Annotated in this window: 22 protein-coding genes; 16 read left to right on the top strand and 6 right to left on the bottom strand. The window is 46.6% G+C overall.

Annotation, left to right across the window (positions count from 1 at the left end; translation table 11 throughout):
• The first annotated feature begins 503 nt into the window (after positions 1–503).
• From A8L45_RS20170 to A8L45_RS20130, 9 genes are all read left to right on the top strand, one after another.
• Complete coding sequence (locus A8L45_RS20170; RefSeq protein ID WP_068905156.1) at positions 504–758, top strand: oxaloacetate decarboxylase subunit gamma; 255 nt, start codon at positions 504–506, stop codon at positions 756–758.
• A 24-nt stretch (positions 759–782) separates the two neighbouring features.
• A complete protein-coding gene (gene oadA / locus A8L45_RS20165; protein ID WP_068905155.1) occupies positions 783–2,570 on the top strand; it encodes a sodium-extruding oxaloacetate decarboxylase subunit alpha in 1,788 nt (595 codons plus the stop codon).
• A gap of 9 nt (positions 2,571–2,579) precedes the next feature.
• The gene (locus A8L45_RS20160; protein ID WP_068905154.1) at positions 2,580–3,710 is read left to right on the top strand and encodes a sodium ion-translocating decarboxylase subunit beta; all 1,131 of its coding nucleotides are present in this window, start codon (positions 2,580–2,582) and stop codon (positions 3,708–3,710) included.
• 108 nt (positions 3,711–3,818) lie between these two features.
• Positions 3,819–4,772, top strand: coding sequence for an NADP-dependent oxidoreductase (locus A8L45_RS20155; RefSeq protein WP_068905163.1), 954 nt, complete (start codon positions 3,819–3,821; stop codon positions 4,770–4,772).
• Entirely contained in the window at positions 4,769–5,350 is a 582-nt protein-coding gene (gene yqaB, locus A8L45_RS20150; RefSeq protein ID WP_068905153.1) for a fructose-1-phosphate/6-phosphogluconate phosphatase, read from the top strand. The genes A8L45_RS20155 and yqaB overlap by 4 nt, the downstream gene beginning before the upstream one ends.
• The gene (locus tag A8L45_RS20145; RefSeq protein ID WP_068905152.1) at positions 5,343–5,777 is read left to right on the top strand and encodes a YqaA family protein; all 435 of its coding nucleotides are present in this window, start codon (positions 5,343–5,345) and stop codon (positions 5,775–5,777) included. Before yqaB ends, A8L45_RS20145 begins: the two co-directional genes overlap by 8 nt.
• A gap of 30 nt (positions 5,778–5,807) precedes the next feature.
• Entirely contained in the window at positions 5,808–8,636 is a 2,829-nt protein-coding gene (locus tag A8L45_RS20140) for a M16 family metallopeptidase (protein ID WP_068905151.1), read from the top strand.
• A gap of 95 nt (positions 8,637–8,731) precedes the next feature.
• Positions 8,732–10,318: a glutamate--cysteine ligase gene (gene gshA / locus A8L45_RS20135; protein WP_083228440.1), complete on the top strand. Its 1,587-nt coding sequence runs from the start codon at positions 8,732–8,734 to the stop codon at positions 10,316–10,318.
• A 59-nt stretch (positions 10,319–10,377) separates the two neighbouring features.
• The gene (locus A8L45_RS20130) at positions 10,378–10,986 is read left to right on the top strand and encodes a transglycosylase SLT domain-containing protein (protein WP_068905150.1); all 609 of its coding nucleotides are present in this window, start codon (positions 10,378–10,380) and stop codon (positions 10,984–10,986) included.
• Positions 10,987–11,053: 67 nt separating this feature from the next.
• Here the strand turns inward: A8L45_RS20130 and A8L45_RS25560 are convergent, their stop codons facing one another.
• The 3 genes from A8L45_RS25560 to A8L45_RS20115 form a co-directional block, all read right to left on the bottom strand.
• The gene (locus A8L45_RS25560; protein WP_068905149.1) at positions 11,054–12,358 is read right to left on the bottom strand and encodes a methyl-accepting chemotaxis protein; all 1,305 of its coding nucleotides are present in this window, start codon (positions 12,356–12,358) and stop codon (positions 11,054–11,056) included.
• A 267-nt stretch (positions 12,359–12,625) separates the two neighbouring features.
• On the bottom strand, positions 12,626–13,903 hold the full coding sequence (locus A8L45_RS20120) for an HlyC/CorC family transporter (protein WP_068905161.1): 1,278 nt from the start codon (positions 13,901–13,903) through the stop codon (positions 12,626–12,628).
• Positions 13,904–13,993: 90 nt separating this feature from the next.
• Positions 13,994–14,791 carry a cytochrome C assembly family protein gene (locus A8L45_RS20115; RefSeq protein ID WP_068905160.1) on the bottom strand — a complete coding sequence of 266 codons (798 nt, stop codon included), beginning with the start codon at positions 14,789–14,791 and terminating at the stop codon, positions 13,994–13,996.
• A gap of 153 nt (positions 14,792–14,944) precedes the next feature.
• Between A8L45_RS20115 and ffh the strand changes: the two genes are divergently transcribed.
• The 5 genes from ffh (at position 14,945) to rplS (ending at position 18,474) form a co-directional block, all read left to right on the top strand.
• Positions 14,945–16,309, top strand: a complete 1,365-nt coding sequence (gene ffh, locus A8L45_RS20110; RefSeq protein ID WP_068905148.1) for a signal recognition particle protein — start codon at positions 14,945–14,947, stop codon at positions 16,307–16,309.
• A 187-nt stretch (positions 16,310–16,496) separates the two neighbouring features.
• Entirely contained in the window at positions 16,497–16,745 is a 249-nt protein-coding gene (gene rpsP, locus A8L45_RS20105; protein ID WP_068905147.1) for a 30S ribosomal protein S16, read from the top strand.
• A 31-nt stretch (positions 16,746–16,776) separates the two neighbouring features.
• On the top strand, positions 16,777–17,304 hold the full coding sequence (gene rimM / locus A8L45_RS20100) for a ribosome maturation factor RimM (RefSeq protein WP_068905146.1): 528 nt from the start codon (positions 16,777–16,779) through the stop codon (positions 17,302–17,304).
• Positions 17,305–17,338: 34 nt separating this feature from the next.
• On the top strand, positions 17,339–18,085 hold the full coding sequence (trmD, locus tag A8L45_RS20095; RefSeq protein ID WP_068905145.1) for a tRNA (guanosine(37)-N1)-methyltransferase TrmD: 747 nt from the start codon (positions 17,339–17,341) through the stop codon (positions 18,083–18,085).
• 35 nt (positions 18,086–18,120) lie between these two features.
• Complete coding sequence (gene rplS, locus A8L45_RS20090) at positions 18,121–18,474, top strand: 50S ribosomal protein L19 (protein ID WP_068905144.1); 354 nt, start codon at positions 18,121–18,123, stop codon at positions 18,472–18,474.
• Between the two features lie 72 nt (positions 18,475–18,546).
• Here the strand turns inward: rplS and A8L45_RS20085 are convergent, their stop codons facing one another.
• Positions 18,547–19,560, bottom strand: a complete 1,014-nt coding sequence (locus tag A8L45_RS20085) for a glycoside hydrolase family 43 protein (RefSeq protein ID WP_083228439.1) — start codon at positions 19,558–19,560, stop codon at positions 18,547–18,549.
• A gap of 563 nt (positions 19,561–20,123) precedes the next feature.
• Here A8L45_RS20085 and A8L45_RS20080 point away from each other — a divergent pair.
• A complete protein-coding gene (locus A8L45_RS20080; RefSeq protein WP_068905142.1) occupies positions 20,124–20,309 on the top strand; it encodes a hypothetical protein in 186 nt (61 codons plus the stop codon).
• A 243-nt stretch (positions 20,310–20,552) separates the two neighbouring features.
• Here A8L45_RS20080 and A8L45_RS20075 read toward each other — a convergent pair whose 3' ends face one another.
• Complete coding sequence (locus A8L45_RS20075; RefSeq protein WP_245680779.1) at positions 20,553–21,050, bottom strand: Lrp/AsnC family transcriptional regulator; 498 nt, start codon at positions 21,048–21,050, stop codon at positions 20,553–20,555.
• Positions 21,051–21,182: 132 nt separating this feature from the next.
• Between A8L45_RS20075 and A8L45_RS20070 the strand changes: the two genes are divergently transcribed.
• Positions 21,183–22,124: a nucleoside recognition domain-containing protein gene (locus tag A8L45_RS20070; protein ID WP_068905141.1), complete on the top strand. Its 942-nt coding sequence runs from the start codon at positions 21,183–21,185 to the stop codon at positions 22,122–22,124.
• A gap of 3 nt (positions 22,125–22,127) precedes the next feature.
• Here A8L45_RS20070 and A8L45_RS20065 read toward each other — a convergent pair whose 3' ends face one another.
• The gene (locus tag A8L45_RS20065) at positions 22,128–22,832 is read right to left on the bottom strand and encodes a 4'-phosphopantetheinyl transferase family protein (protein WP_139122431.1); all 705 of its coding nucleotides are present in this window, start codon (positions 22,830–22,832) and stop codon (positions 22,128–22,130) included.
• Positions 22,833–22,894: the final 62 nt, after the last annotated feature.

The following is a 22,894-nucleotide window of genomic DNA, read 5'->3' as shown; positions in this document are numbered from 1 at the left end:
CTTCCTACCATGCTCCTGTAAACCTATCACCTTTTTTATTCATTAATACTGAATTAATAATCAATTCGTTATTTCTTCATTTCACGTATTGGCTTCGGTTCACTTCTCGTTTTCAAAATCAATTTTCTGAGACACTATTCTCAGGAAGTCAGCAGTATTTTTTTACTCATGATTCATTCGATTGCCATTTTTTCATCTATTTATCACATTACGTACTTTTTCTAATGATTTCATATCAGATTCAGGCACACTTTTGTTGTGAAACTCAGACTTGTTAACGTCAAAACGAAAACAATATTCCGCTAACAAGTGCAGAGTTTTGCTGAGCTGAAAATCTGTAATAACTCACTTGCAAGCGAAGAAAGATTGTTATTTATGCAGATTGTTAGTATTTTGAGCGACGTGTTGCAGTTTTATCTAAAATTGCCCTTCATTTATCCAATTTTGGAGTGATAGAGCAGCACAATAGGAATTAAAGAGAAGACATCCTCAGGGGGAGGACAATGGAACTGGAAAGTCTATTGCAGGAAGCACTGACACTCATGCTGACAGGTATGTCCGTGGTGTTTGTATTCCTTACCATTCTTATTTTTTTGGTCGGTCTGATGTCGAGGCTGGTACCTGAAGAGTTACCCTCCAAAGTGACACCAAGCCAGCCAGCCAGCCCTGGCCAGTCAAACGCCGTGAATCCGGAGACAATTGCTGCAATATCTGCAGCCGTCCATCAATACCGCAATCAACGGCGCAACGACAAATAAAATAACAACAAGGAGTAATGTTTTATGTCTAAGAAACTGGCGATCACTGATGTGGTACTCAGAGATGCTCATCAGTCTCTTTTCGCAACACGGATGCGGCTAGATGACATGCTGCCCATTGCAGCAGCTTTAGACGATATCGGCTTTTGGTCTTTGGAAACTTGGGGTGGCGCAACCTTCGACGCCTGTATTCGTTTTTTAGGTGAAGATCCGTGGGTGAGGTTGCGTGAACTGAAAAAAGCGATGCCCAAAACACCTATGCAGATGTTGCTAAGAGGGCAAAACCTCCTCGGTTATCGTCACTACGGTGATGATGTAGTGGAGAAATTTGTCGAGCGGGCACATGCCAATGGTATGGACGTCTTTCGTGTATTCGACGCAATGAATGACGTGCGTAATTTTGAAAAAGCGGTGAAATCCGTCGTCGATGTTGGTGCACATGCTCAAGGTACTATTTCTTATACAACAAGTCCTTTCCACACTATCGACACCTGGGTTGATCTGGCTAAGCGCCTCGAAGATCTGGGCAGTCACTCCCTTTGCATTAAGGACATGTCAGGCCTGCTGAAACCTTATGAGGCCGAAGAGCTGGTCAGCCGAATTAAAGCATCTTGCAGCATCCCACTGGCGTTGCATTGTCATGCGACAACAGGGCTATCCACCGCGACAGCAGTAAAAGCTGTTGAGGCGGGCCTTGATGTTCTGGACACGGCGATTTCCTCAATGAGCCAGACCTACGGTCATACGCCGACCGAAACTGTGGTCGCTATGCTTGAGGGCACAGAGCGTGATACAGAGCTAAAACTTACCGAACTTGAGCCCATCGCAGCTTATTTCCGCGAAGTGCGTAAGAAGTACGCTAAATTCGAGGGGCAGCTGAAAGGTGTCGATTCACGCATCTTAATTGCTCAGGTACCCGGTGGCATGTTGACCAATATGGAAGGCCAGCTGAAAGAGCAGGGCGCAGCTGACCGACTTGACGAAGTTCTCGACGAGATCCCGCGTGTGCGGGAAGATCTTGGCTATATTCCCTTGGTGACGCCAACGTCACAGATTGTCGGCACACAGTCGGTGATCAATGTGCTTACAGGCGAGCGTTACAAGAGCATTACCAAAGAGACCGCAGGTATTCTCAAAGGAGAATATGGAAAGACGCCTGCTCCATTAAACGCTGAATTACAGGCGAAAGTGCTTGATGGTGCTCAGGCGATAACATGTCGCCCCGCAGATTTGATTGAAAGTGAACTGGATGCGCTGACCGACGAGTTGTTGGCAAAGTCGAAAGAGCTGGGGATCGCGCTGGCGGATGATCAGGTGGATGATGTGTTGACCTATGCGCTTTTCCCACAGGTTGGCCTCAAATTCCTGCAAAACCGTGGCAACCCTGACGCCTTCGAACCCGTGCCGGGTAATGAACCTGAACCAGCACCCGCAGAAACGCCTGTTCAGGCAGCCAGCGGTGTTGCTGAATCTTACAGTGTGCGCGTTAATGGGCAAGTGTATGACGTAGAAGTCGGGCCGCAGGGACAACTTACGTCAGTGACACCAAGTACGCCCGCAGCCTCTCCACAGGTAACTTCAACCGCGCCTTCGGGCAATGTGGACGTTGTCGCGGCACCATTGGCAGGTAACATCTTTAAGGTGCTTGCAAAAGCGGGTACTCAGGTTCAAGAAGGTGATGTTCTCCTAGTGCTGGAAGCCATGAAGATGGAAACTGAAGTGCGCGCGGTGCGAGCGGGTACCGTACAGGATGTAATGGTCAAAGAAGGTGATGCGGTCACAGTGGGTTCACCACTGATGAGCCTAGCATAAGAGGGGCTCATGGAAGGTTTATTGATACTCTGGTCTGAGACCGGGCTGGCTAATTTCGAACTTGGTCAGTTGGTAATGATAGCTGTTGGCTGTGCTCTGCTGTTTCTGGCAATTGGACGTGGTTTTGAACCGCTACTCCTTTTACCTATTGGCTTCGGCGCGATTCTGGCAAATATTCCTAATGCTGGCTTCACGGACCCGGGCGGCATCCTTTACTACGTCTATTATGTTGGGATTGAAAGTGGCGTATTTCCCCTTTTGATCTTTATGGGCGTGGGGGCGATGACAGACTTTGGCGCGCTGATTGCCAACCCCAGAACCCTGTTGCTTGGTGCTGCAGCGCAGTTCGGTATTTTCGCCACTCTGTTCGGTGCCATCTTACTTAATCTGGTGCCGGGGATGGAGTTTACTCTGCGTGATGCAGCGTCAATCGCCATCATTGGCGGGGCTGATGGCCCTACCGCCATTTTTCTTGCGAGCCGATTATCTCCCGATCTGCTGGGAGCCATTGCTGTCGCAGCTTACAGCTACATGGCATTGGTACCCATTATTCAGCCGCCGATCATGAAGTTGTTGACCAATGAGGCTGAGCGAAAGCTGGAAATGCAGCAGCTTCGTCATGTAACTAAGGTAGAGAAAATCATCTTCCCGTTGGCAGTTCTGATGATGGCGATACTCTTCTTACCGTCTGCCACGCCGCTGGTTGGCATGTTCTGTCTTGGCAACCTGATGCGTGAGTGCGGCGTTGTTGACCGTCTTTCCAATACAGCACAGAACGAGCTGATCAATATTGTGACCATTTTCCTTGGTCTTGCTGTCGGCTCTAAATTACAGGCAGATACCTTCCTGCAATTTGAAACACTGGGTATTTTGGTACTCGGTGCGGTGGCATTCAGTATAGGTACTGCGGCAGGAGTGATGATGGCTAAGGTGCTTAACAGGTTCAGTAAAGACACCATCAACCCGTTGATTGGCGCTGCTGGCGTTTCGGCTGTGCCTATGGCAGCGAGGGTTGTAAATAAGGTCGGGCTGGATGCCAATCCTCATAACTTTCTGCTGATGCATGCCATGGGACCCAACGTAGCAGGTGTCTTGGGCTCAGCGGTTGCGGCGGGTGTGTTATTGGCTTTGGTTGGCTAAATAAGCGCTTTCACAGACATACAAGGTAAATAAATGGCGGTAGGCATTGTGTCTGCCGCCTTTTTTTCTGACACTGTGACTATGTTGGGCGATAAGAAAGGGAATAATATGCCTGAGAATAGACAATTAGCGATCAGCGCCTTTGGGGGGCCTGAGACCTTACACATTATCGACAGTGAACGCCCGGTTCCCGGCCCTGATCAAGTGCTGGTTAAAGTTGCTTACGCGGGCGTAAATCCTATTGATGCCAAAACACGTGCGGGTATTGGTTGGGCAGCAGAACAAAATAAAGACAAGCTGCCATGGGTTCCGGGTTACGATGTGGCTGGAGAAGTGGTTGGCTCCGGAAGCCACCAAGAGATCTTCGAGAACGGCGACAGAGTCGCGGGACTGGTCGGTTTCCCTCTGCAAGGCGGCTGTTACAGTGAATATCTCGCCATTGATGCGGCGGCGTTGTCTTCGGTGCCCACAGGTGTGGATTTTGAACTTGCGGCTGCATTGCCCGTCTGCGGTCAGACCGCCTGGCAGGCAATGGAAAAAGCGGGAGTCACAGCCGATGAGAAAGTACTGGTGCTTGCTGGAGCAGGTGGCGTTGGGCACATTGCTGTTCAGCTGGCCAAGCAGCGCGGTGCTGACGTGTTTGCGAGTTGCTCAGCGGCAAATACTGCGTTTCTGACAGACTTGGGGACGACTGTCATTGATTATCAATGTAATGAGCTTGCTCAGTATCAGGCGTTTTTCGATGTCATTATTGACTTGATTGGCGGTGAGACGGGAATTGACGCGCTCTCTGCCCTCAAAGGGCAGGGACGTATGATAACCGTACCAACTGTCACCAAAGATGCAGTGATGGCTGAGGCTAGTCAGCGAGGTCTGAAAGCGGAGGGGATGCTGGTCGACCCAAACCGTTGGCAGATGGACAGATTACTGGCAATGGTTGAGACTGGGGAACTTGATATCGAGATCAGTAATATTTATCCGCTGGAAAAGGGTGGTGAGGCACATCAGTCAATCATGTCCGGTCGCATCCGAGGCAAGTTATTGTTGAAGGTGGCAAAATGACAGATTATGACAAGTACGATGCACTTATTTTCGATCTTGATGGCACCTTGGTTGACTCTATGCCTGCCCATTATCAGGCTTGGCAGCAAACTGCTGCTGAATACGGGTTTGAGGTTGATGAAGCTTGGTATCACACCCGGGGTGGCAGTCCTGCATGGCTGACCGCCCAGTCACTGATCGAAACCTTTTCGCTATCAGTTGAGCCGCAGGTGCTGGCAGATCGTAAAAACCAAATATTTTCTGAGCTTGCAGAAATGGAGGTCGTAGTCTTACCTGCTGCCGAGGTGGCAAAGACGTATGCCGGGCGTAAACCAATGGCGATTGGCACAGGTACACTGACAGATATCGCAGACAAATTGCTAAAAAAAGCAGGTTTGCTCGAGCTTTTTGATGTTGTTGTCGGGGCCGATCAGGTGGATGCGCATAAACCCTCCCCTGATACTTTTTTAAAGTGTGCGGAGCTGCTCTCGGTAGAAAGCCACCAATGTCTGGTCTTTGAAGATGCTCCTTTTGGTATTCAGGCGGCAAAGGCAGCAGGCATGGACGTAATAGATGTGACGGATGCCAAGCGTGTTTGATTGGTTTGCGGGTGATCATGCCCTTTGGGTGTTGTTTTCTACTGGCTTTTTGAGCTCGACTCTGTTGCCGGGAGGTTCAGAAGCGAACCTGATTTTTTTGCTTAACCAACAGCACTATCCGGTTGTCTGGTTACTGGTTGTGGCGACATTGGGTAATACACTGGGTGGAATGACAAATTACTGGATTGGTCGATTTATTCCTCAGCGGAAGAAGTCAGAGAAGCAACAGCAACGGGCGCTCGTCTGGCTGAGCCGTTACGGCTATCCAGTATTGTTACTGAGCTGGATGCCTGTCATTGGCGACCCTTTGTGTCTAGCTGCGGGCTGGCTCCGATTACGTCAGTCGTGGTGTTGGCTGTTGGTGGCAATAGGAAAAGCCCTGCGTTATGTTGTAATTTCTGTCGTGACTTTGGGTCTGATTCACTGAAGTGGCAGTAACTCGATAAAAGGATGTTGTGTGCGAAATTTCGTGATTTTTTTCTCTGTCGCGTTTTTGAATGCGTGTTCCCTTGTAAGCCATTCGCCTGAGGTTGTCCCTCCCGCAGGGGTCACGTTTGTTGAACAAAAAAATCAAAGCAGAACCGAACCGTCCATTTCGTACCAGAAATATCGTTTGGACAACGGGCTAACTGTATTGCTACACAAAGACAGCTCAGATCCTCTGGTACATGTTGATGTAACCTATCATGTCGGATCTGCCAGAGAAGAGCCCGGCCGTTCTGGTTTTGCGCATTTTTTTGAGCATATGATGTTTCAAGGATCTGAGCATGTTGCTGACCAGCAGCATTTTGCCATTGTCACTGAGTCGGGCGGCTCGCTGAATGGCAGTACCAACCGCGACAGAACGAATTACTACCAAACCGTACCGTCCAACCAGCTGGAAAAAATCCTTTGGTTGGAAGCAGACAGAATGGGTTTTTTCATTGATGCTATGTCTCAGCGGAAATTTGATATTCAGCTTGACACGGTCAAAAACGAGCGTGCCCAGAACTACGATAATCGCCCTTATGGCCTGGTATCAGAAAAAATAGCCGAGACCCTCTACCCACCGGGACACCCCTACGCGCACCCAACAATCGGTTATGTCCGCGATCTTAACCGCGCCACTCTCGATGACCTTAAAGCGTTTTTTCTGCGTTGGTACGGCCCTAACAATGCCACCCTGACCATAGGTGGAGATTTTGATACCGCTCAAACGCTGGCTTGGATAAAAAAATATTTCGCTGACATCCCTACCGGACCAGAGGTTGAGCCTCAAGCCCCTGCGCCTGTTGCGCTGACAGAAAGCCGATATCTGACGCTGGAAGATAAGATTGAGCAGCCTGTACTTACTCTCACCTGGCCCACAGTAACGCCGTCGTCAAAGGTGCGTATCTCGCTTGATATGCTGACAGCGATTCTTGGCGGAGGCAAAAATGGACTGCTTTATCAGAAATTGGTCAAGCCGGGTAAAGTGCTCAGTGCCAGTGTCAGTCAGCGCTGTGGAGAGCTTGCTTGTTCAGTTCAACTTTATGTGTCTGCCAATAAAGGGCAGCCCTTGTCTGACGTTTACAATGACGTGATGGACGTGCTCGAACACTTCAATGAACGAGGGGCGAGTGAGGATGACCTGTCGCTGGTGAAAGGTGGTGCAGAAGCCAGTGCAATATTCAGCCTGCAAAGTGTTCAGGGAAAAGTGGCACAGTTGGCGTTCAATCAAACATTTTATGATACGCCCGATCGCCTTAACACTTGGTTGAAAAGGCTGGCGAAGGTATCAACCCGCGATGTTGATACAGCCTTTGACTCTTACATCTGGCAGAAACCGGCGGTCGTACTGTCAACGGTCCCTGAAGGAATGAGACAACTCGCTGCCGCGACGGCCAACGTTGATGCGGTGATTGCAGTTGAGCCTACTGAACGGGAGCCGCTCAAGGTTCGTAAAACGCCTGAAACATTTGATCGAAGTAAAATGCCAACGGCAGGTGAGCCTGTGTTCGGTGCATTGCCTGACGTCTATCGTTTTGCGTTGGATAATGGTGTACAGGTAATAGGCATGGAAAGCAGGGAAACGCCAACCATCTTGCTGGAATTCTTGTTACCTGCAGGTTCGTTGATAGAACCTGATGGAAAGCAAGGCGTGGCATACCTGACTGCAGCCATGTTGGAAGAGGGGACGCAATCATCAAGTGGAGAAGAGATAGAGGCAAAACTCGACCGACTGGGTAGCTCGGTGAATCTATGGTCCGGACGGGAACACACGATATTATCCGTGTCTACCCTCAAGAAAAATTTATATCCCACTTTAAAAATTGCCGCTGAAATACTGTATCAGCCCCGGTTTTCCGAACAGGACTTTACTCGGTTAAAACGGCAGACAATAGAATCACTCGGTTTCCAGTCATCCTCGCCTCGGGCATTGCTTATCAAAGCGCAGCGAGAGGTTCTCTACAAAAACGATCAGCATAGGACGCCACCGGGCGGTGATCGGAAAACGATATCCGCCCTCACGCTCGACGATGTAAAACAGTTTTACCAGCAGCATTATTCTCCTTCAGGTACTCAAGTGGCGATCGTTGGCGACATTACGCAAAGGCATGCGCAGAGCCTCATTAGCCGGCTATCTCAATGGCAAGGAGAGCCTGCCCGCCCATCGGCGTTACCTGATTACAACCAGTATCAAAGGCAGACAATTTGGCTGGTGGACAAACCTGGCGCGACCCAAAGTACAATCCAGTTCGTCAGAAAGGGGATGCCCTATGACGTGACCGGCGATATGTTCAAAACCATGTTGGCTAATTTTAACCTCGGAGGTAATTTCAATGGGCGTCTGAACCAGAATCTGCGTGAGGATAAAGGGTTCACTTATGGCGTGAGGGGGAGCGTTTATGGTAACAAAGACAGCGGTCTGATCGCCTTTGAAACGCAGGTTAGGGCGGATGTTACTGCGGATGCAATTCAGGAGATGAGGCGAGAGTTAGATCTGTTCGCGACAAAGGGGTTAAGTGAGCAAGAAATGGCATTTATGCGCAGTGCGTTCGTTCAAGGACAGGCGTTATCTTATGAGACTCCCGCACAAAAAATAGCACTTCTGGAGGCTATGCAGGAATTTGGTTTGCCTGCCAGTTATCGCCAGCAACAGCAGAAGATTATTGCTTCTGTGACGAAGAAAGAGCTAAATAAATTGGCCAAGCAATGGTTCAACCCCAGTGACTATCAGATTATTTTGGTCGGCGATGCGAAGAAAATCAGAGCATCGCTAGAAAAAACCGGACTGCCCATTGAAATGGTGGCGACTGAAAGTTGAACAACTATTTCAGTAAAAGCCTTTTGTGTTGATGATGTGATAGTAATTGACACAGAGAGTGACTATTCTAGGGCTCCAAACAATAGAATATTAGAATGAGAACAAACTTGACCGATTTTCAAACCCGGTTGAAGGCGTTGTCACACACACCGGAAGTTTTGAAAGGAATTGGACGGGGTGTTGAGAGAGAGGCTCTGCGCATCTCTGCTCAAGGTGATTTGTCTTCGACCCCTCATCCGGCCCAGCTGGGTTCTGCACTGACTAACCAGTGGATAACCACTGATTTTTCAGAGTCCTTACTCGAATTTATTACACCAGTTAGCCGCTCAGTACCTGAAACCTTGGGACAGTTGCACGATATTCATCGTTTTACCATTCAGAATTTGGGAGATGAGAAGCTCTGGCCAATGTCGATGCCATGTTTTTTTGGCACTGAAGACGATATTGTTTTGGCTCAGTATGGCAAGTCTAATCTGGGACGTATGAAAACGCTCTACAGAGAGGGATTGAAGCACCGTTACGGTAGCGTAATGCAGATCATCTCTGGTGTGCACTTTAACTTTTCTTTTCCCGATTCACTTTGGCGGCATTTGTTTGGCAACCAGGGTGAGGAACAGCAGCAAGCGTCGATATCCGATGCCTACTTTGCATTAATTCGTAATTACTATCGCTTTGGCTGGATGATCCCCTACTTGTTCGGTGCGTCTCCGGCTCTTTGTGGTTCTTTTGTCGAGAAAAGCGGCACATCTCTGAAGTTTGAGAAGACAGATCATAATACGTGTTATTTACCTTATGCCACGTCATTACGACTGAGTGATTTGGGTTACACGAACAGTGCTCAGGATGAGATAAAAGTCGGCTTTAACAGCCTCGAACAATATATCGACGGTGTGAAGCAAGCGATTAATACACCCTCACCAGAGTTTGCGCGCATTGGTGTCAAAGACGCGTCGGGTCAGTATCGTCAGCTCAACACTAACGCGCTTCAGATTGAGAATGAGCTCTATGCACCCATCCGAGCTAAACGTGTTGCTAAGAGTGGCGAGAAACCCTCTGAAGCATTATCTCGTGGTGGCGTGGAGTATATTGAGGTGAGATCGCTGGATGTTAACCCTTATTCTCCAGTGGGCATTGATAGCCATCAGATTTATTTCCTTGATCTTCTCATGCTCTGGTGTCTATTGACGCCGTCAGAGAATATGGATGAGAGCGAGCTTGATTGCTGGCGTGACAACTGGCAGAAAATTGTGCTGGAAGGAAGGAAGCCGGGTCTTACGCTTAAGATAGGATGTAATGGTGAGAGACTGACTCAGGCTGACTGGGGTAAGCGCGTATTTGCTGAGTTGCGTCCTCTGGCGGAACTGTTGGATCAGGCCAATGGGACATCATGTTATCAGCAAACTTGTGATGAGCTGGAGACGTGGTTTGAACACCCTGAAAAAACGCTGTCCGGACGATTACTTAATGATGTAATCGCAAAAGGGTGCGTCAATAGTGTGAGTCATGAGTTATCTGACTCCCATGTGGAGTTTTTCAAACACAGTGATTCGAAAGGTCACTTTTCAAATGACACCTTGATGCAGGAAGCGACGGACAGTCTAGCGCGACAAGCAGCGCTGGAAGACGCTGATAATGTCTCTTTCGATAAATATCTTGCTGATTACTTTGGCTACACTTCGTAATAACACATTATTCTGGCGGCGGTAGCGTCGCCATTTGTATTTTGTATAAGGATATACGAATGCATTTAAACCTCAGAACAGTGCTATGTTTGCCGCTTATTGCATTAGTCGGCTGTACCAACCCGCCTCCCAAGAACCCGGACAGTATATGTAGTATTTTCTCTCAGCATCATGACTGGTACCAGGCTGCTTTAAATATGGAGCAGGACTGGGGAACCCCGGTTTCTCTTGCTATGGCTTTTATTCGTCAGGAAAGTGGCTTTACTCATGACATAGCCGTTGAAAGTGTTTTTTTCCGATTGTCCCCAAGAGGAGATAACAGCGATCCAGTTGGATACACTCAGGCCCAGGATATTATTTGGCAGGAGTATGAGGATTCAACCGGCAAGAGTAGCTCCAGAACGAATTTTGCCGACTCTCTCGACTTTATTGGCTGGTATACCAATGAAACAAAAAATCGGCTGAATATCCCCATGTCTGATGTCCGTAACCAGTATCTGGCCTTTCAGGAGGGCTGGAATGGCTATAGGGATGGTTACCACAAGAGTAAAAGAGAGTTGTTGTTAACGGCGAGTAAGGTAGACCGACAAGCCAGAACCTATGCTGTTCAAATGAAGCACTGCAAAGTTGATTTAAATCAGGACAAATCGCCCTGGTGGTCGTTCTGAGAAATAAAAAAACGCCGAGTTGGCGTTTTTTTGATGCATGCAGTCGATACTCGGGCGACGTAAAATCTTACTCGTTCCCAGCGTTGAGTCCCGACACCGTTTTAGCAACATTTTCGGCACCCGAACGGATCTCATCCATTACACCGGCTGCCTCAGAGATTTGCGCTTTACCTTTATCCGCACTCTCTGACACGCTGGACATCTTACCCGTCGCTTCTGTTGTCAGCTCACGGTTCTTTTTGACCACATCAGCAATCTCAGCTGTCGACTGGCTGGTCCGTGCGGCAAGTTGTCTTACCTCATCTGCTACTACCGCGAATCCGCGTCCCTGATCACCGGCCCTTGCAGCTTCTATTGCTGCATTGAGAGCAAGTAAGTTGGTTTGGTCTGCAATGTCACTGATAGTCGATACTATTGCTTCGATACTTTTCGACTGCTCATTAAGCTGAGAAATTGATTCTGCAGTCTCAAGTACCTGCTCGGAAATAGACGATGATGTTTCCACAGTAGAATTGAGTGCATCAGCTCCCTGCTTGGCAATCTGCGCTGTCTCTACTGAGGTCGAATATGCGACTTCCGCAGCTGCACGGATTTCATGCTCTTTCTCGATTCTCGCAGTAATGTCTGATGCGAACTTGACGACTTTGAACACTTTGCCGTCATCATCAAATACCGGGTTGTAGGTTGCTTCGAGCCAAAGAACATGGCCTGCCGCATTTTTTCGCTCGAATTGGCCCGCTTTAAAATCTCCAGACGCAAGCTCAGACCAAAAATTCGGATTATCCTGATAAAAGCTTTCCGGGCAAAACATTTTGTGGTGTTTGCCTTGGATTTGATCCAGGCTGTATCCCACGGCTGCAAGAAAATTGCTGTTCGCGTTTAATATCGTGCCGTCAGGATTGAACTCGATGACTGCCAGAGACTTATTTAATGCGCTAAAGATGGCACCTTGGTCATCAAGGCGAATTTTTTCTTCGGTGACATCTGAGGCGATTTTCATCACTTCAACGACTTTACCATCAACCTTAATCGGGAAATATGTCGCCTCGAGCCACACTCTTTCCCCGCGTTTGTTACGGCGAGGAAAAGTCCCACTGATAATTTCTCCAGAGCCGAGCCTATCCCAGAATTTCTGATACTCAATGCTCTTCGCATAATCAGGATCGCACAGCTCTCTGTGATGTTGTCCCTGTACTTCCTCAAGGCTGTACCCTGCTGCTCCGAGGAGCAAATGGTTAGCACGTTTGATGACGCCTTCTGGGGTGAAGAAAATAGTGGGTACACTTGCGTTGATAGAATCAATCACAGCTTTGTTATATGTATTTTCTTGTTTGAGTAATTCTATTTCTTGCTTCAATTTACTGTTAAACATGAATTTATCCTCAAAAACTAAATTCACCCGCTGAGCAAAATGACATCTCTAACCGGAGGAGCAAAACTACAGACTTCAAAATTTAAAATGACTGTTATTAATTGTTAGTCGATAAAGTGTTACTTCGTCCAACAATTGAGAGATTTTTTTAAACTTAAAAACCATTGAGGAAATGAGGTTTATCATGAATAAACGTGAGATATAAAGGCCTCTAAATAAAAAAAGGCGAACACTGAGGCTCGCCTTGTATTAATAAAAATAACAGTATCATTCACGCTTATTTTTTTTCAGCACAGGTAACACCTTAATTTGTTTGACCATATTGTCAGCAATCTCGGTGATTTCCATTTGATGACCGTTGATTTCAATACTCATTTTACTGTCGGGAATATCCTCGAGATGTTCCAGTACCAAACCATTCAGAGTTCTGGGACCATCGGTTGGGAGACTCCAGTTAAGACTTTTGTTTAAGTCCCGAATATTGGCACTTCCTTCAATTAGGTAACTGCCGTCAGGGAGTGGCGTTATTTCTTCTGCAAGGCTTGGAGAGACAGACGTGGTAAATTCACCCACAATCTCTTCTAGAATATCTTCCAAGGTCACTAGACCGATAATATCGCCGTATTCGTCAACAATTAACCCAATGCGTTCTTTATTACGCTGAAACTTTAAAAGTTGCACATTAAGTGGCGTACTTTCAGGAATGAAATAAATCTCATCAGCCGCTCTGAGAAGGTTTTCTTTATTAAACTCATTCTCAACCATGATGCGGTATGCTTCACGGACTCTGAGCATGCCAACAACTTCGTCAATGTTGTCACGATACAGAACCATCCGGCCATGGGGAGCGTGTGTTAACTGCCGCATAATAGCCTTCCAGTCATCGTTAACATTGATGCCAGTAATTTCGTTTCGCGGCACCATGATGTCATTGACCGTGACTTCTTCCAGTTCAAGGATTGAAATCAGCATATTTTGGTGCAGGCGAGGGATAAGTCCACCGGCCTCATTAACGACGGTTCTGAGCTCTTCAGAACTCAAATTGTCTTTGCCATTGTGGCTGGTGGCAAGACCGAGCAGTTTTAAAAAACCGTTGGTAATGCCATTAACAGTCCATACCAAAGGATAAAGCAGACGCATCAGAAAACTCAGTACAAAGCTACTGGCGTAAGAAACGCGCTCGGGATAGAGAGCCGCAAGCGTTTTTGGCGTCACCTCAGCAAAAACCAGAACGACCATCGTCAATCCACCCGTCGCGATGGCAACACCCAGGTCGCCAAACAGGCGCATACCAAGAATGGTTGCAATCGCTGAAGCCAGAATGTTGACAAGGTTGTTGCCAATGAGGATGAGCCCTATCAGGCGGTCAGGTCGTGAAAGGAGTTTCTCGACCCGTTTTGCGCCTTTGTGGCCCTGTTTTGCTAAGTGTCTGAGCCGATAACGGTTCAGCGACATCATGCCAGTTTCAGAGCCCGAGAAATAGCCAGATATGACGATGAGCAATACCAAAAGGGAAGTTAATGTTCCCGTCGATATGTCGTCCAATGTAAGTCTTCCTTCTTTGTAAATAAGCCCTTCATTTGGGCAGGGAAAACGCTGAGTGTCAAACACCCAGCGCAAAATTCAACAGGGGTATCACGCTGTGATGATCACTTCCCGAACAAAACGGCTGCCAAAGTAGGCCAAGGTAAGGAAGAACGCACCGAAAAGGCTGAACCAAATCACACGTCTTCCTCGCCAGCCAAGGCGGAAATGGCCCCATATAAGGATACCGTAGACGAGCCATGCCAATGCTGATAGCACCGTCTTGTGGGCATTTTCTCGGGCTAACATGTCTTGTGAAAAAACGAAGCCAGAGAGCAGGGTCAAGGTAAGTAGTGTCTGACCAATAATAATGATTGAGAAGAGCTGTCTTTCGACGGCCATCAAAGGGGGGAGGTTGGGATTCATTACCAATTTGTTTTTTTGCTTGAGCTGATAGTCCAGCCAGGCAAGCTGTAAGCTGTATAAAGTGGCAATGATTAAAATAGCGTTGGCGAACAAGGCCAACGAAATATGAATCAGTTGTTGAGGATGAGCCTCGAGTTGCGTGGTGATCTCACCTGGCATCAGTGATGCTATCCCGAGATTAATCGCAGAAAAGCTATACATGACCGGGAGTAAAATCCATACGCGGAGTCTATACATCAATGCCGTTGTAGTGGCTGATATGATGAGGCTTACCAGTGACGATACATTCAGAATGCTAAGATTTTGCCCATCTTCTGAAAGAATAAGGTTAGAGAGCAAAATTGCGTGCAGGGCCATCGCTCCCATTGCAACTAAGCCAACCCGGTTCACCGGGATCTGATTAGGGCCAGACAAGCCCGGGATAATCTGCATGAGTGCGGCAAAGTACAGCACAGCAGAGCTTACGGCGATAATTATTTCCATCGTCACTGAATCAGCAAAATTGCGAGTAAACCAAACTGAGAGTATACCCCGACTGATCATTCACTGCTATGCGTACCATGTTAGTCACGTCAATAATACGTTATAATCAACGCAATTTTTGCCTAATTCTTCCGCGCAACGAGCGAGTAGGACATGTTTGATAATTTAACAGAACGTTTGTCACTTACGCTGAAAAACATCAGCGGCCGTGGCCGTCTCACCGAAGACAATATAAAAGATACCCTGCGTGAAGTACGCATGGCGCTGCTGGAAGCCGACGTTGCCTTGCCCGTCGTCCGTGAATTTGTAAAACGCGTAAAAGAAGCTGCTGTTGGCATCGAGGTTTCAAAAAGCCTGACTCCGGGGCAGGAGTTCATCAAGATTGTGCAGAATGAATTGGAAGCCGTAATGGGCGAGTCCAATTCAGAGCTGGACCTCTCTTGTCAGCCACCTGCTGTTGTTTTGATGGCTGGCCTTCAAGGTGCAGGTAAAACCACCAGTGTCGGTAAACTGGGTAAAATGCTCCGTGAGACCAAAAAGAAGAAAGTGCTGGTGGTCTCAGCGGACGTTTACCGCCCAGCTGCGATAAAACAGCTGGAAACCCTTGCCACAGACGTTGGCATTGATTTCTTTCCCTCTACGCCTGATCAGAAACCCGTGGATATTGCCAGAGCGGCTCTTGAGCATGGCAAACTGAAGTTTTATGACGTGGTCATTGTCGATACCGCAGGTCGCCTGCATGTCGATGATGAAATGATGGACGAGATAAAAGACGTCCATGCAGCGATTAATCCGGTAGAAACTCTGTTTGTGGTTGATGCCATGACAGGTCAGGATGCCGCTAATACGGCGAAAGCTTTCAATGACGCCATGCCGTTGACCGGTGTGATCCTGACTAAAGTAGATGGTGACGCCCGAGGTGGTGCGGCGCTGTCCGTCAGACACATTACGGGTAAGCCGATTAAATTCCTTGGTGTTGGTGAGAAGACCGACGCGCTTGAGCCTTTCCACCCTGACCGCGTTGCTTCTCGTATTCTCGGTATGGGTGACGTTCTCTCTTTGATTGAAGACATAGAAAGAACTGTAGATAAAGACAAAGCAGAGAAACTTGCCAAGAAGTTTAAAGACAAGAAAGGGTTTGACCTTCAGGACTTCCACGACCAGCTTCAGCAGATGAAGAACATGGGCGGCATGATGGGGATGCTCGATAAACTGCCCGGCATGTCGAATCTGCCTGAAGATGTGAAAGATAAAGTTGATGACAAAATGTTTGTCCAGATGGAAGCCATCATCAACTCTATGACGCTCAAAGAGCGCGCCCGTCCTGACTTGATCAAAGGCTCGCGCAAGAAGCGCATTGCTGCGGGTTCAGGTACTCAGGTACAGGACGTTAACCGACTGCTCAAGCAGTTCACTCAGATGCAGAAAATGATGAAAAAGATGCAGAAGGGTGGCATGAAAAATATGATGCGGAATATGAAAGGCATGATGCCCGGTGGTGGAATGTTCCCACGCTAACCGCGAATACCGAGTTTTTCTCTACAGCGATGGTCGCTAACTGGTTGATAGTGAGTAAATGCTGGTGATTTTTTGTCTAAAGCAGTTGCATTCGATCACACAAAGAGTAAAATTCCGGAGCTTTATTTTGGCACGAGGCCCTGCATAGCGCAGGGCCAATTTAATTCAGTAATGCAAAGAGGACGATATGGTAACCATTCGTTTGGCACGTCACGGCGCTAAAAAGCGTCCATTCTATCAAGTCGTTGTTGCAGACAGCCGCAATGCGCGCAACGGTCGCTTCATCGAAAAAATTGGTTTCTTCAACCCACTGGCTAAAGGTCAGGAAGAAACTCTGCGTCTGGACCTGGACCGTGTTACCCACTGGGTAGGCCAAGGTGCATCTGTTTCAGATCGCGTAGCTAAGCTGATTAAAGACGCTGCGAAAGCTGCGTAATTAATTGGTGTCAGGGTTGAAAGAAAAAGATATGAGTGAGCAAGAAAAGATTGTAGTAGGCAAGCTCGGCGCTTCTTATGGCATTCGAGGCTGGCTCAAAATTTTTTCTTACACAGAAAATGCCGAGAACATTTTTGATTACAAACCTTGGTTTATCAAGGTGCGTGGTCAGTGGCAAGAGTTTAAAGTCGAAGACTGGAAACGCCACAATCAAGGCTGGGTAGGTAAATTGGAAGGGCTTGACCTGCGTGAAGACGCTCAGGCTATGACCAACGCCGAAATTGCGATTAACTCAGATGCGTTGCCATCGCTGTCAGATGAAGAATTCTACTGGCGCGAATTGTTTGGAATGGATGTAGTGACGACTAAAGGTTACAACCTTGGTAAGGTCACCGATATTCTTGAAACAGGCTCAAATGACGTACTGGTGATCAAAGCCAACCTGAAAGATGCTTTTGGTAAGAAGGAACGATTAGTACCGTTCCTCGATGGGCAAGTCATCAAGCTGATTGATCGCTCTGCTCAACGGATCGAAGTTGACTGGGATCCTGGATTTTAATCCCCGGGTAACACTAAGCAATAGGAGCGGAAAAATGTGGGTTGGTATCATCAGCCTTTTTCCTGAAATGTTCCGTGCTGTTACCGATTTTGGGGTAACTGGCCAGGCGGTAAAAAAAGGGCTGCTTGAGGTAGAAACATGGAACCCCCGTGATTTTACCCATGACAAACACCGGACTGTCGATGACAGACCATACGGTGGTGGCCCGGGCATGTTGATGATGGTGCAACCTTTGCGTGATGCCATACATCAAGCCAAAAAAACCGCTGGCGGTAAGGCGAAAGTGGTTTACCTCTCCCCTCAAGGCAGAAAGCTTGACCAAGCTGGTGTTGAGGAACTGGCACAGAACGAGAAGCTGATTCTTATCTGTGGACGTTACGAAGGGGTAGACGAGCGCATTATACAAACCGAAGTCGATGAAGAATGGTCTATCGGGGATTTTGTGCTCAGTGGTGGAGAATTGCCAGCCATGACCTTGGTTGACGCAGTGGCCCGGTTTGTACCGGGAGTGCTCGGAGACTTTGCGTCGGCAGAGGAAGATTCTTTTGCAAATGGTTTGCTAGATTGTCCTCACTACACGAGACCGGATGAGTTGGAAGGGCTGGAAGTACCGGCGGTACTCAAGTCTGGTAACCATCAGGACATTCGCCGCTGGCGACTGAAGCAGTCGTTAGGCCGTACCTGGCTCAGAAGACCAGAGCTCCTGGAAAACCTAGCTCTGACTGACGAACAGGAATTATTGCTTGCTGAGTTCATTAAAGAACACCAGACAAGTACCTAAGCAAATTTAGTATCAGTTTATTCTAGGGTAATAAAATGAGTAACATCATCAAAGCGCTCGAAGAAGAGCAACTTAAGCAAGATCTTCCTGAATTCAACGTGGGTGACACTGTTGTTGTTCAGGTAAAAGTTAAAGAAGGTAACCGTGAGCGTCTGCAGGCCTATGAAGGTGTTGTGATCGCGAAGCGTAACCGTGGTCTGCACTCTGCATTCACCGTTCGTAAGATCTCTAACGGCGAAGGTGTTGAGCGTGTATTCCAAACTCACTCTCCAGTGGTTGATAGCATTACTGTTAAACGCCGCGGTGCAGTACGTCGTGCCAAGCTGTACTACCTGCGTGAGCGTTCTGGTAAGTCTGCTCGAATCAAAGAGCGTCTGGCTAAGAAATAATCGCTCTGGCGTTTATTCTCCCGAAAGGGAAGTTAGAAAAGCCCACCGAAAGGTGGGCTTTTTTTTGGCGTACTACATGTTGCTTCGATTAAGTAAGCTTGCAGAAATATATATTTGTCCCTGCTCATCAATTGATAATTTATCGACATTTATATAGCGATCAGAGCCATCTATAACAAGATAGCCATTTGATTTGACATGATAAATAACTGATAAGCCTCCTTCTGGGTCAGTCACAACTGAGGCATGACCGGGACCAGAAAGGCCATGTTGTTTATAGGCTGAGAGTACTGGGTTGTTGGGATTTTTAATGAATGGTCCTGTAGGTGAGTCTGAAACAGCATAGCCCAGCGAGTAATTGACTGAGCCGTAGAATCCTCCGGAGTACAGCATGTAGTATTTGTCATTGTGTTTAACGATAAACGCGCCTTCGGTGATTGGATTTCTTTTTAATATCGCACTTATCGTTCCTGTCCAAATATTCTCCCAGTTTTGCGTGTAGGAAATGACAACTTTTTCATCACTGACGAAGCGGGTAGGCAAATCATTGTCGAGTTTACGAACGGCTATCGGCCCGTCCGCTAAAAAGCCTGCGGGGTATCTTGTCCAGTAGAAGTATATTTCTCCATCGTCATCTTCAAACACATGTGCGTCAATACCATCAATTAAAATGCCTTGGTCAGCAAATGGTCCTGTTGGATTGGGGGAGGTAGCTATACCAATTTTCACATCTTCGAAAGAGTTTGATTGCGTATAATAAAGATAAAATATACCTGTTCGTTCATGAAAAAACACATCAGGTGCCCAGAGCTCTTTGACATCCCGTTTTGAAAAGACAACTCCTTGCTCTGTCCAGTTTTTTAAATCACGCGAGGTGTATACCATTAACTGAGCGGTTTTCTCTCCGTTACTGGTGGGATACATATAATAAGTCCCACGGTGCTTAATGACATGAGGGTCTGCAAGATTGCTCTGACTAATAACCGGATTATGGCTGGTCGAGTCGTATTTTACTTCTGTTGTCCCAAAGCATCCTGTTAGAGGTATTAATATCGCAATACACAAGGTGTTTATAATTCGCATCATGGATCTAGCCTTTGTATATATTTCTATACATCAAAAATTGATAAGATTTAATCAAATCTTATGAATTCGAGAATGTTTGAAATTAAAGTTAGATCTGAAGGTATATCAGCTGATATAGCGTATGTTTAATATGAAATCATATAAGTATGATGATTATTCATATTAATATGAAATAAAAAGATAATATTCTTTATTACGATACATTATCCCCAGTAATAGTTACTAGTGTCTATTATGTGTTACTTATCTGGTCACTGCCTCCTCAGCTTTCACACGATACGACGACTGCTCAGTCAACATTTACTCATAAGACTTTGTTTTGCCTAATGATGATACGGAAAATTTGACGAATAAAATCAATGATCACATCGTGACTGATATACTTTTCTTTTGTTTCCAACGAGATAAATCTATCAAAGAAACATGGGATTTATATGAAAAATCTACCTTGTTGCACTCTTTACTGTTAAATGACACGAGAGTTTAGGCTGTGGTAAGTGAGGGGTTGCACTAAAACGTATATACATTGCATATCTCTTGTAACGCCAAAAGGGTTTATCCCGTTGAACAACAAAAAGAAAAACCCTGATAACAAAAAAGATAGCCAACTTGTGATTCGCATTAATGGAAAACAGCGGGATGCTTTTATTTCCATGTGTGAAGAGATGGACACGTCTGCGGCGAGAGAGTTACGTAAATTTATTAAACAATACCTTAAAGATAACGCACTCCAAAGCGCTGAAAATTAATCGTTGTATGACGAGGCTGCGATGGAGAGAATTAAAATGAAAGGAGACCATAATGTCTAAATCAAAAAAAGATCTGAAAAAAGCCCTGAAAAAAGCGAAAGCGAAAGTTAAAAAAATTAAAAAAGCGCTGAAAAAATCTTAATGATAATTGAGTAGTAAAGGGTGCTGTTTTAAGCACCCTTTTTTCTTTTAATGACCAGTTACCCAAGGTAAGAATAAATATTCTTCATTAGTGTTATGTCTTTAGGGTATCTGTACCTCTGTACTGTACTTCACCTTATTCATTGAGATCATTGTTCTAAAGTTTTTTACGTTTTCATCCGCGTAGAAAATGTCTTCACAGAGAGCCTCGTAATGTTCCATATCCGGGACATCAATGATCAGGACAAAATCACCGTCGCCAGTGACCTTAAAGCATTCTTTTACCTCAATCGTACGTTGAACTCTCCGTAAAAAATTGGCGTGAAGCTGAGGCTTATCGCGTTCCATCTTTACCTCGACCAACATATGTAAACAAGGTCCCAGTATTTTCTGGTCGACAATAGCCACCAGAGATTTAATGACTCCCTGTGCTTTTAGGCGCCGCACTCTCTTGAAACAGGCTGCAGGTGATAAGCCTACAGTCTCTGCCAGCGAGAGATTTGATATATCGGCATTTCTTTGTAGTTGTCTCAGAATGTTCTTATCAATGCGGTCCAGCTTCACGTCATACTCTCCCTTGCCAAACAGCGGACTAATCATCCATTAAGAAATATTATTTCTTTATAAGGTCAAATAAGAAAAAAAATAGAATTTATCAGCGGATAAATGAGAAATATTCAATGCTTGCCATTTTAAAATAGTGCTTTAAATAAATCGGGTAAAGGAAGACAGATGACAACAGCGGTGAGTGCGGTGTCTTTACATCTTAAAAATATCTGGGATGTGTATTGGACTCTGATAAAAATTATGGTGCCCACGTTGATTGCAGTGAAGCTGCTCAGTGATTTGGGTGGCGTTGAATTTTTAGCTCAACTCCTAGCCCCTCTAATGTCATTGGTTGGTCTGCCTGCTGAGTGGGGGTTGGTCTGGGCAGTTGGCATCCTGACAAACATTTATACTGCAATGGCTGTGTTTTACGAGGTCGCGGCACAGAATGATTTTTCTGTTGCTGAAGTCAGTGTGCTTGGGCTACTCATTCTCGTTGCACATTCTCTGCCAGTAGAGGGAGCAGTCGCAAAAGCGACAGGTGTGACTTGGTTACTTACCCTCACTTTTCGCGTCGTCGGTGCTCTGGTGTTGGCCGCTGTGGTATCAACTATTTATGATCTTGGTAGTTTTCAACAACAACAAGTTACTCTGTTGTGGCAACCTGACGTTCGTACAGATAGCAGTTGGACTGCTTGGATCGTCGAGCAGGCCCAAATGCTGGTGTCAGTACTGTGTATTATTGCTGTATTAATGACGGGGTTGAAATTATTGGACGTGTTGAAAATGGATAGACTCATTCATGCACTTTTACGTCCGGTAATGCGCTTACTCACTCTCGGTAAATCGGCCAGCAATATCACTTTGATTGGCGTCACTCTTGGGATCTCTTTTGGTGCTGGTTTACTGATTAACGAAGTGCGTAAGGGAGGAATAAGCCGTCGCGATACTATAATTGCCGTCAGTTTTCTCGGTCTTTCTCATAGCCTGATTGAAGATACCATACTCATACTGTTGCTGGGGGCCGATATTTGGGCTGTGCTTTGGGGGCGGCTCATTTTTTCTATACTGGTTATCAGCATTTGGGCTAGGTGGTGGTTAAAAGACATCCCGGCCGCCCAGAACTAACCCTCAGCGAGGTGTTTCCACCCAGTCGGACTGAGTAAATGTAGTTACCGCGTCTGGCTCCCAGTAACAATCGACGTTAAGGCGACTGTTTTTGGGGAGTCCTGTCGCCAATGTTGTGTTTAAAGCAAATTCGAAGCCTTTATCATTGCAGGCGACCAGTCTGACATCCAGAAAGTCAAAATAACGCTGTACCTGAGGGAAAAGCGCTTTAAATAGACTTTCTTTTGCTGAAAATACGGCGGTGAGCCCAGCTATTTCTGTTAAACCTGCTTTTGCTAATTCCTCAACCTCTTGTCTGTTCACTGCCGTTTTGAGCAAGGCATCGATTGTTTTCTCACAGACAAAAAGCTCTGTATCAATACCTATACCCTGTTCAGGCGAATGCGCCGGGGTCAGTGCGCATACAGCTTTGGTTTTATGATGCGAGATACTTCCAGCGATCCCTACAGGCCATATTGGCGCTCGGTTGTCTCCAGATGGGATATCTGCTTCAGGTCGGTTAAGCTGGCTGAGCGCCAGTTTGGCCAGATAGCGACCTGCAAGAAACTCTGCTTTTCGCTTGTTCACCGAACGAGATATATTGTCGGGCAGGGCAATGTTCAATGCATGAAAATCTTGGTCACTAAATTGTTCCAGGCTGAATGCTGCTGCCAGACAAACGCCATGGAAGTTAGTCAACATTAATGAAGATGGAGAAGAAATGAACACAGGGTTTCAATCCATGGTGAGGTAATAACAGGAATTTCCAACTTTTCACCGTAAGAAACATC

Origin of the sequence: Veronia pacifica (assembly GCF_001707825.1) — a bacterium.
In the GTDB taxonomy this organism is placed as follows: domain Bacteria; phylum Pseudomonadota; class Gammaproteobacteria; order Enterobacterales; family Vibrionaceae; genus Veronia; species Veronia pacifica.
Note: the sequence above shows the minus strand (reverse complement) of the source record. Positions and strands in the feature narration are given on the sequence as shown.

Bases quoted from the DNA above. Each gene is read 5' to 3' on its own strand.
- rplS (WP_068905144.1), top strand. From the start codon at position 18,121: ATGAGTAACATCATCAAAGCGCTCGAAGAAGAGCAACTTAAGCAAGAT.
- A8L45_RS20155 (WP_068905163.1), top strand. From the start codon at position 3,819: ATGCCTGAGAATAGACAATTAGCGATCAGCGCCTTTGGGGGGCCTGAG.
- ffh (WP_068905148.1), top strand. From the start codon at position 14,945: ATGTTTGATAATTTAACAGAACGTTTGTCACTTACGCTGAAAAACATC.
- gshA (WP_083228440.1), top strand. From the start codon at position 8,732: ATGAGAACAAACTTGACCGATTTTCAAACCCGGTTGAAGGCGTTGTCA.
- A8L45_RS25560 (WP_068905149.1), bottom strand. From the start codon at position 12,358: ATGTTTAACAGTAAATTGAAGCAAGAAATAGAATTACTCAAACAAGAA.
- A8L45_RS20170 (WP_068905156.1), top strand. From the start codon at position 504: ATGGAACTGGAAAGTCTATTGCAGGAAGCACTGACACTCATGCTGACA.
- A8L45_RS20160 (WP_068905154.1), top strand. From the start codon at position 2,580: ATGGAAGGTTTATTGATACTCTGGTCTGAGACCGGGCTGGCTAATTTC.
- A8L45_RS20115 (WP_068905160.1), bottom strand. From the start codon at position 14,791: ATGGAAATAATTATCGCCGTAAGCTCTGCTGTGCTGTACTTTGCCGCA.
- A8L45_RS20075 (WP_245680779.1), bottom strand. From the start codon at position 21,050: ATGATTAGTCCGCTGTTTGGCAAGGGAGAGTATGACGTGAAGCTGGAC.
- trmD (WP_068905145.1), top strand. From the start codon at position 17,339: ATGTGGGTTGGTATCATCAGCCTTTTTCCTGAAATGTTCCGTGCTGTT.
- A8L45_RS20085 (WP_083228439.1), bottom strand. From the start codon at position 19,560: ATGATGCGAATTATAAACACCTTGTGTATTGCGATATTAATACCTCTA.
- yqaB (WP_068905153.1), top strand. From the start codon at position 4,769: ATGACAGATTATGACAAGTACGATGCACTTATTTTCGATCTTGATGGC.
- rpsP (WP_068905147.1), top strand. From the start codon at position 16,497: ATGGTAACCATTCGTTTGGCACGTCACGGCGCTAAAAAGCGTCCATTC.
- A8L45_RS20130 (WP_068905150.1), top strand. From the start codon at position 10,378: ATGCATTTAAACCTCAGAACAGTGCTATGTTTGCCGCTTATTGCATTA.
- rimM (WP_068905146.1), top strand. From the start codon at position 16,777: ATGAGTGAGCAAGAAAAGATTGTAGTAGGCAAGCTCGGCGCTTCTTAT.
- A8L45_RS20070 (WP_068905141.1), top strand. From the start codon at position 21,183: ATGACAACAGCGGTGAGTGCGGTGTCTTTACATCTTAAAAATATCTGG.
- oadA (WP_068905155.1), top strand. From the start codon at position 783: ATGTCTAAGAAACTGGCGATCACTGATGTGGTACTCAGAGATGCTCAT.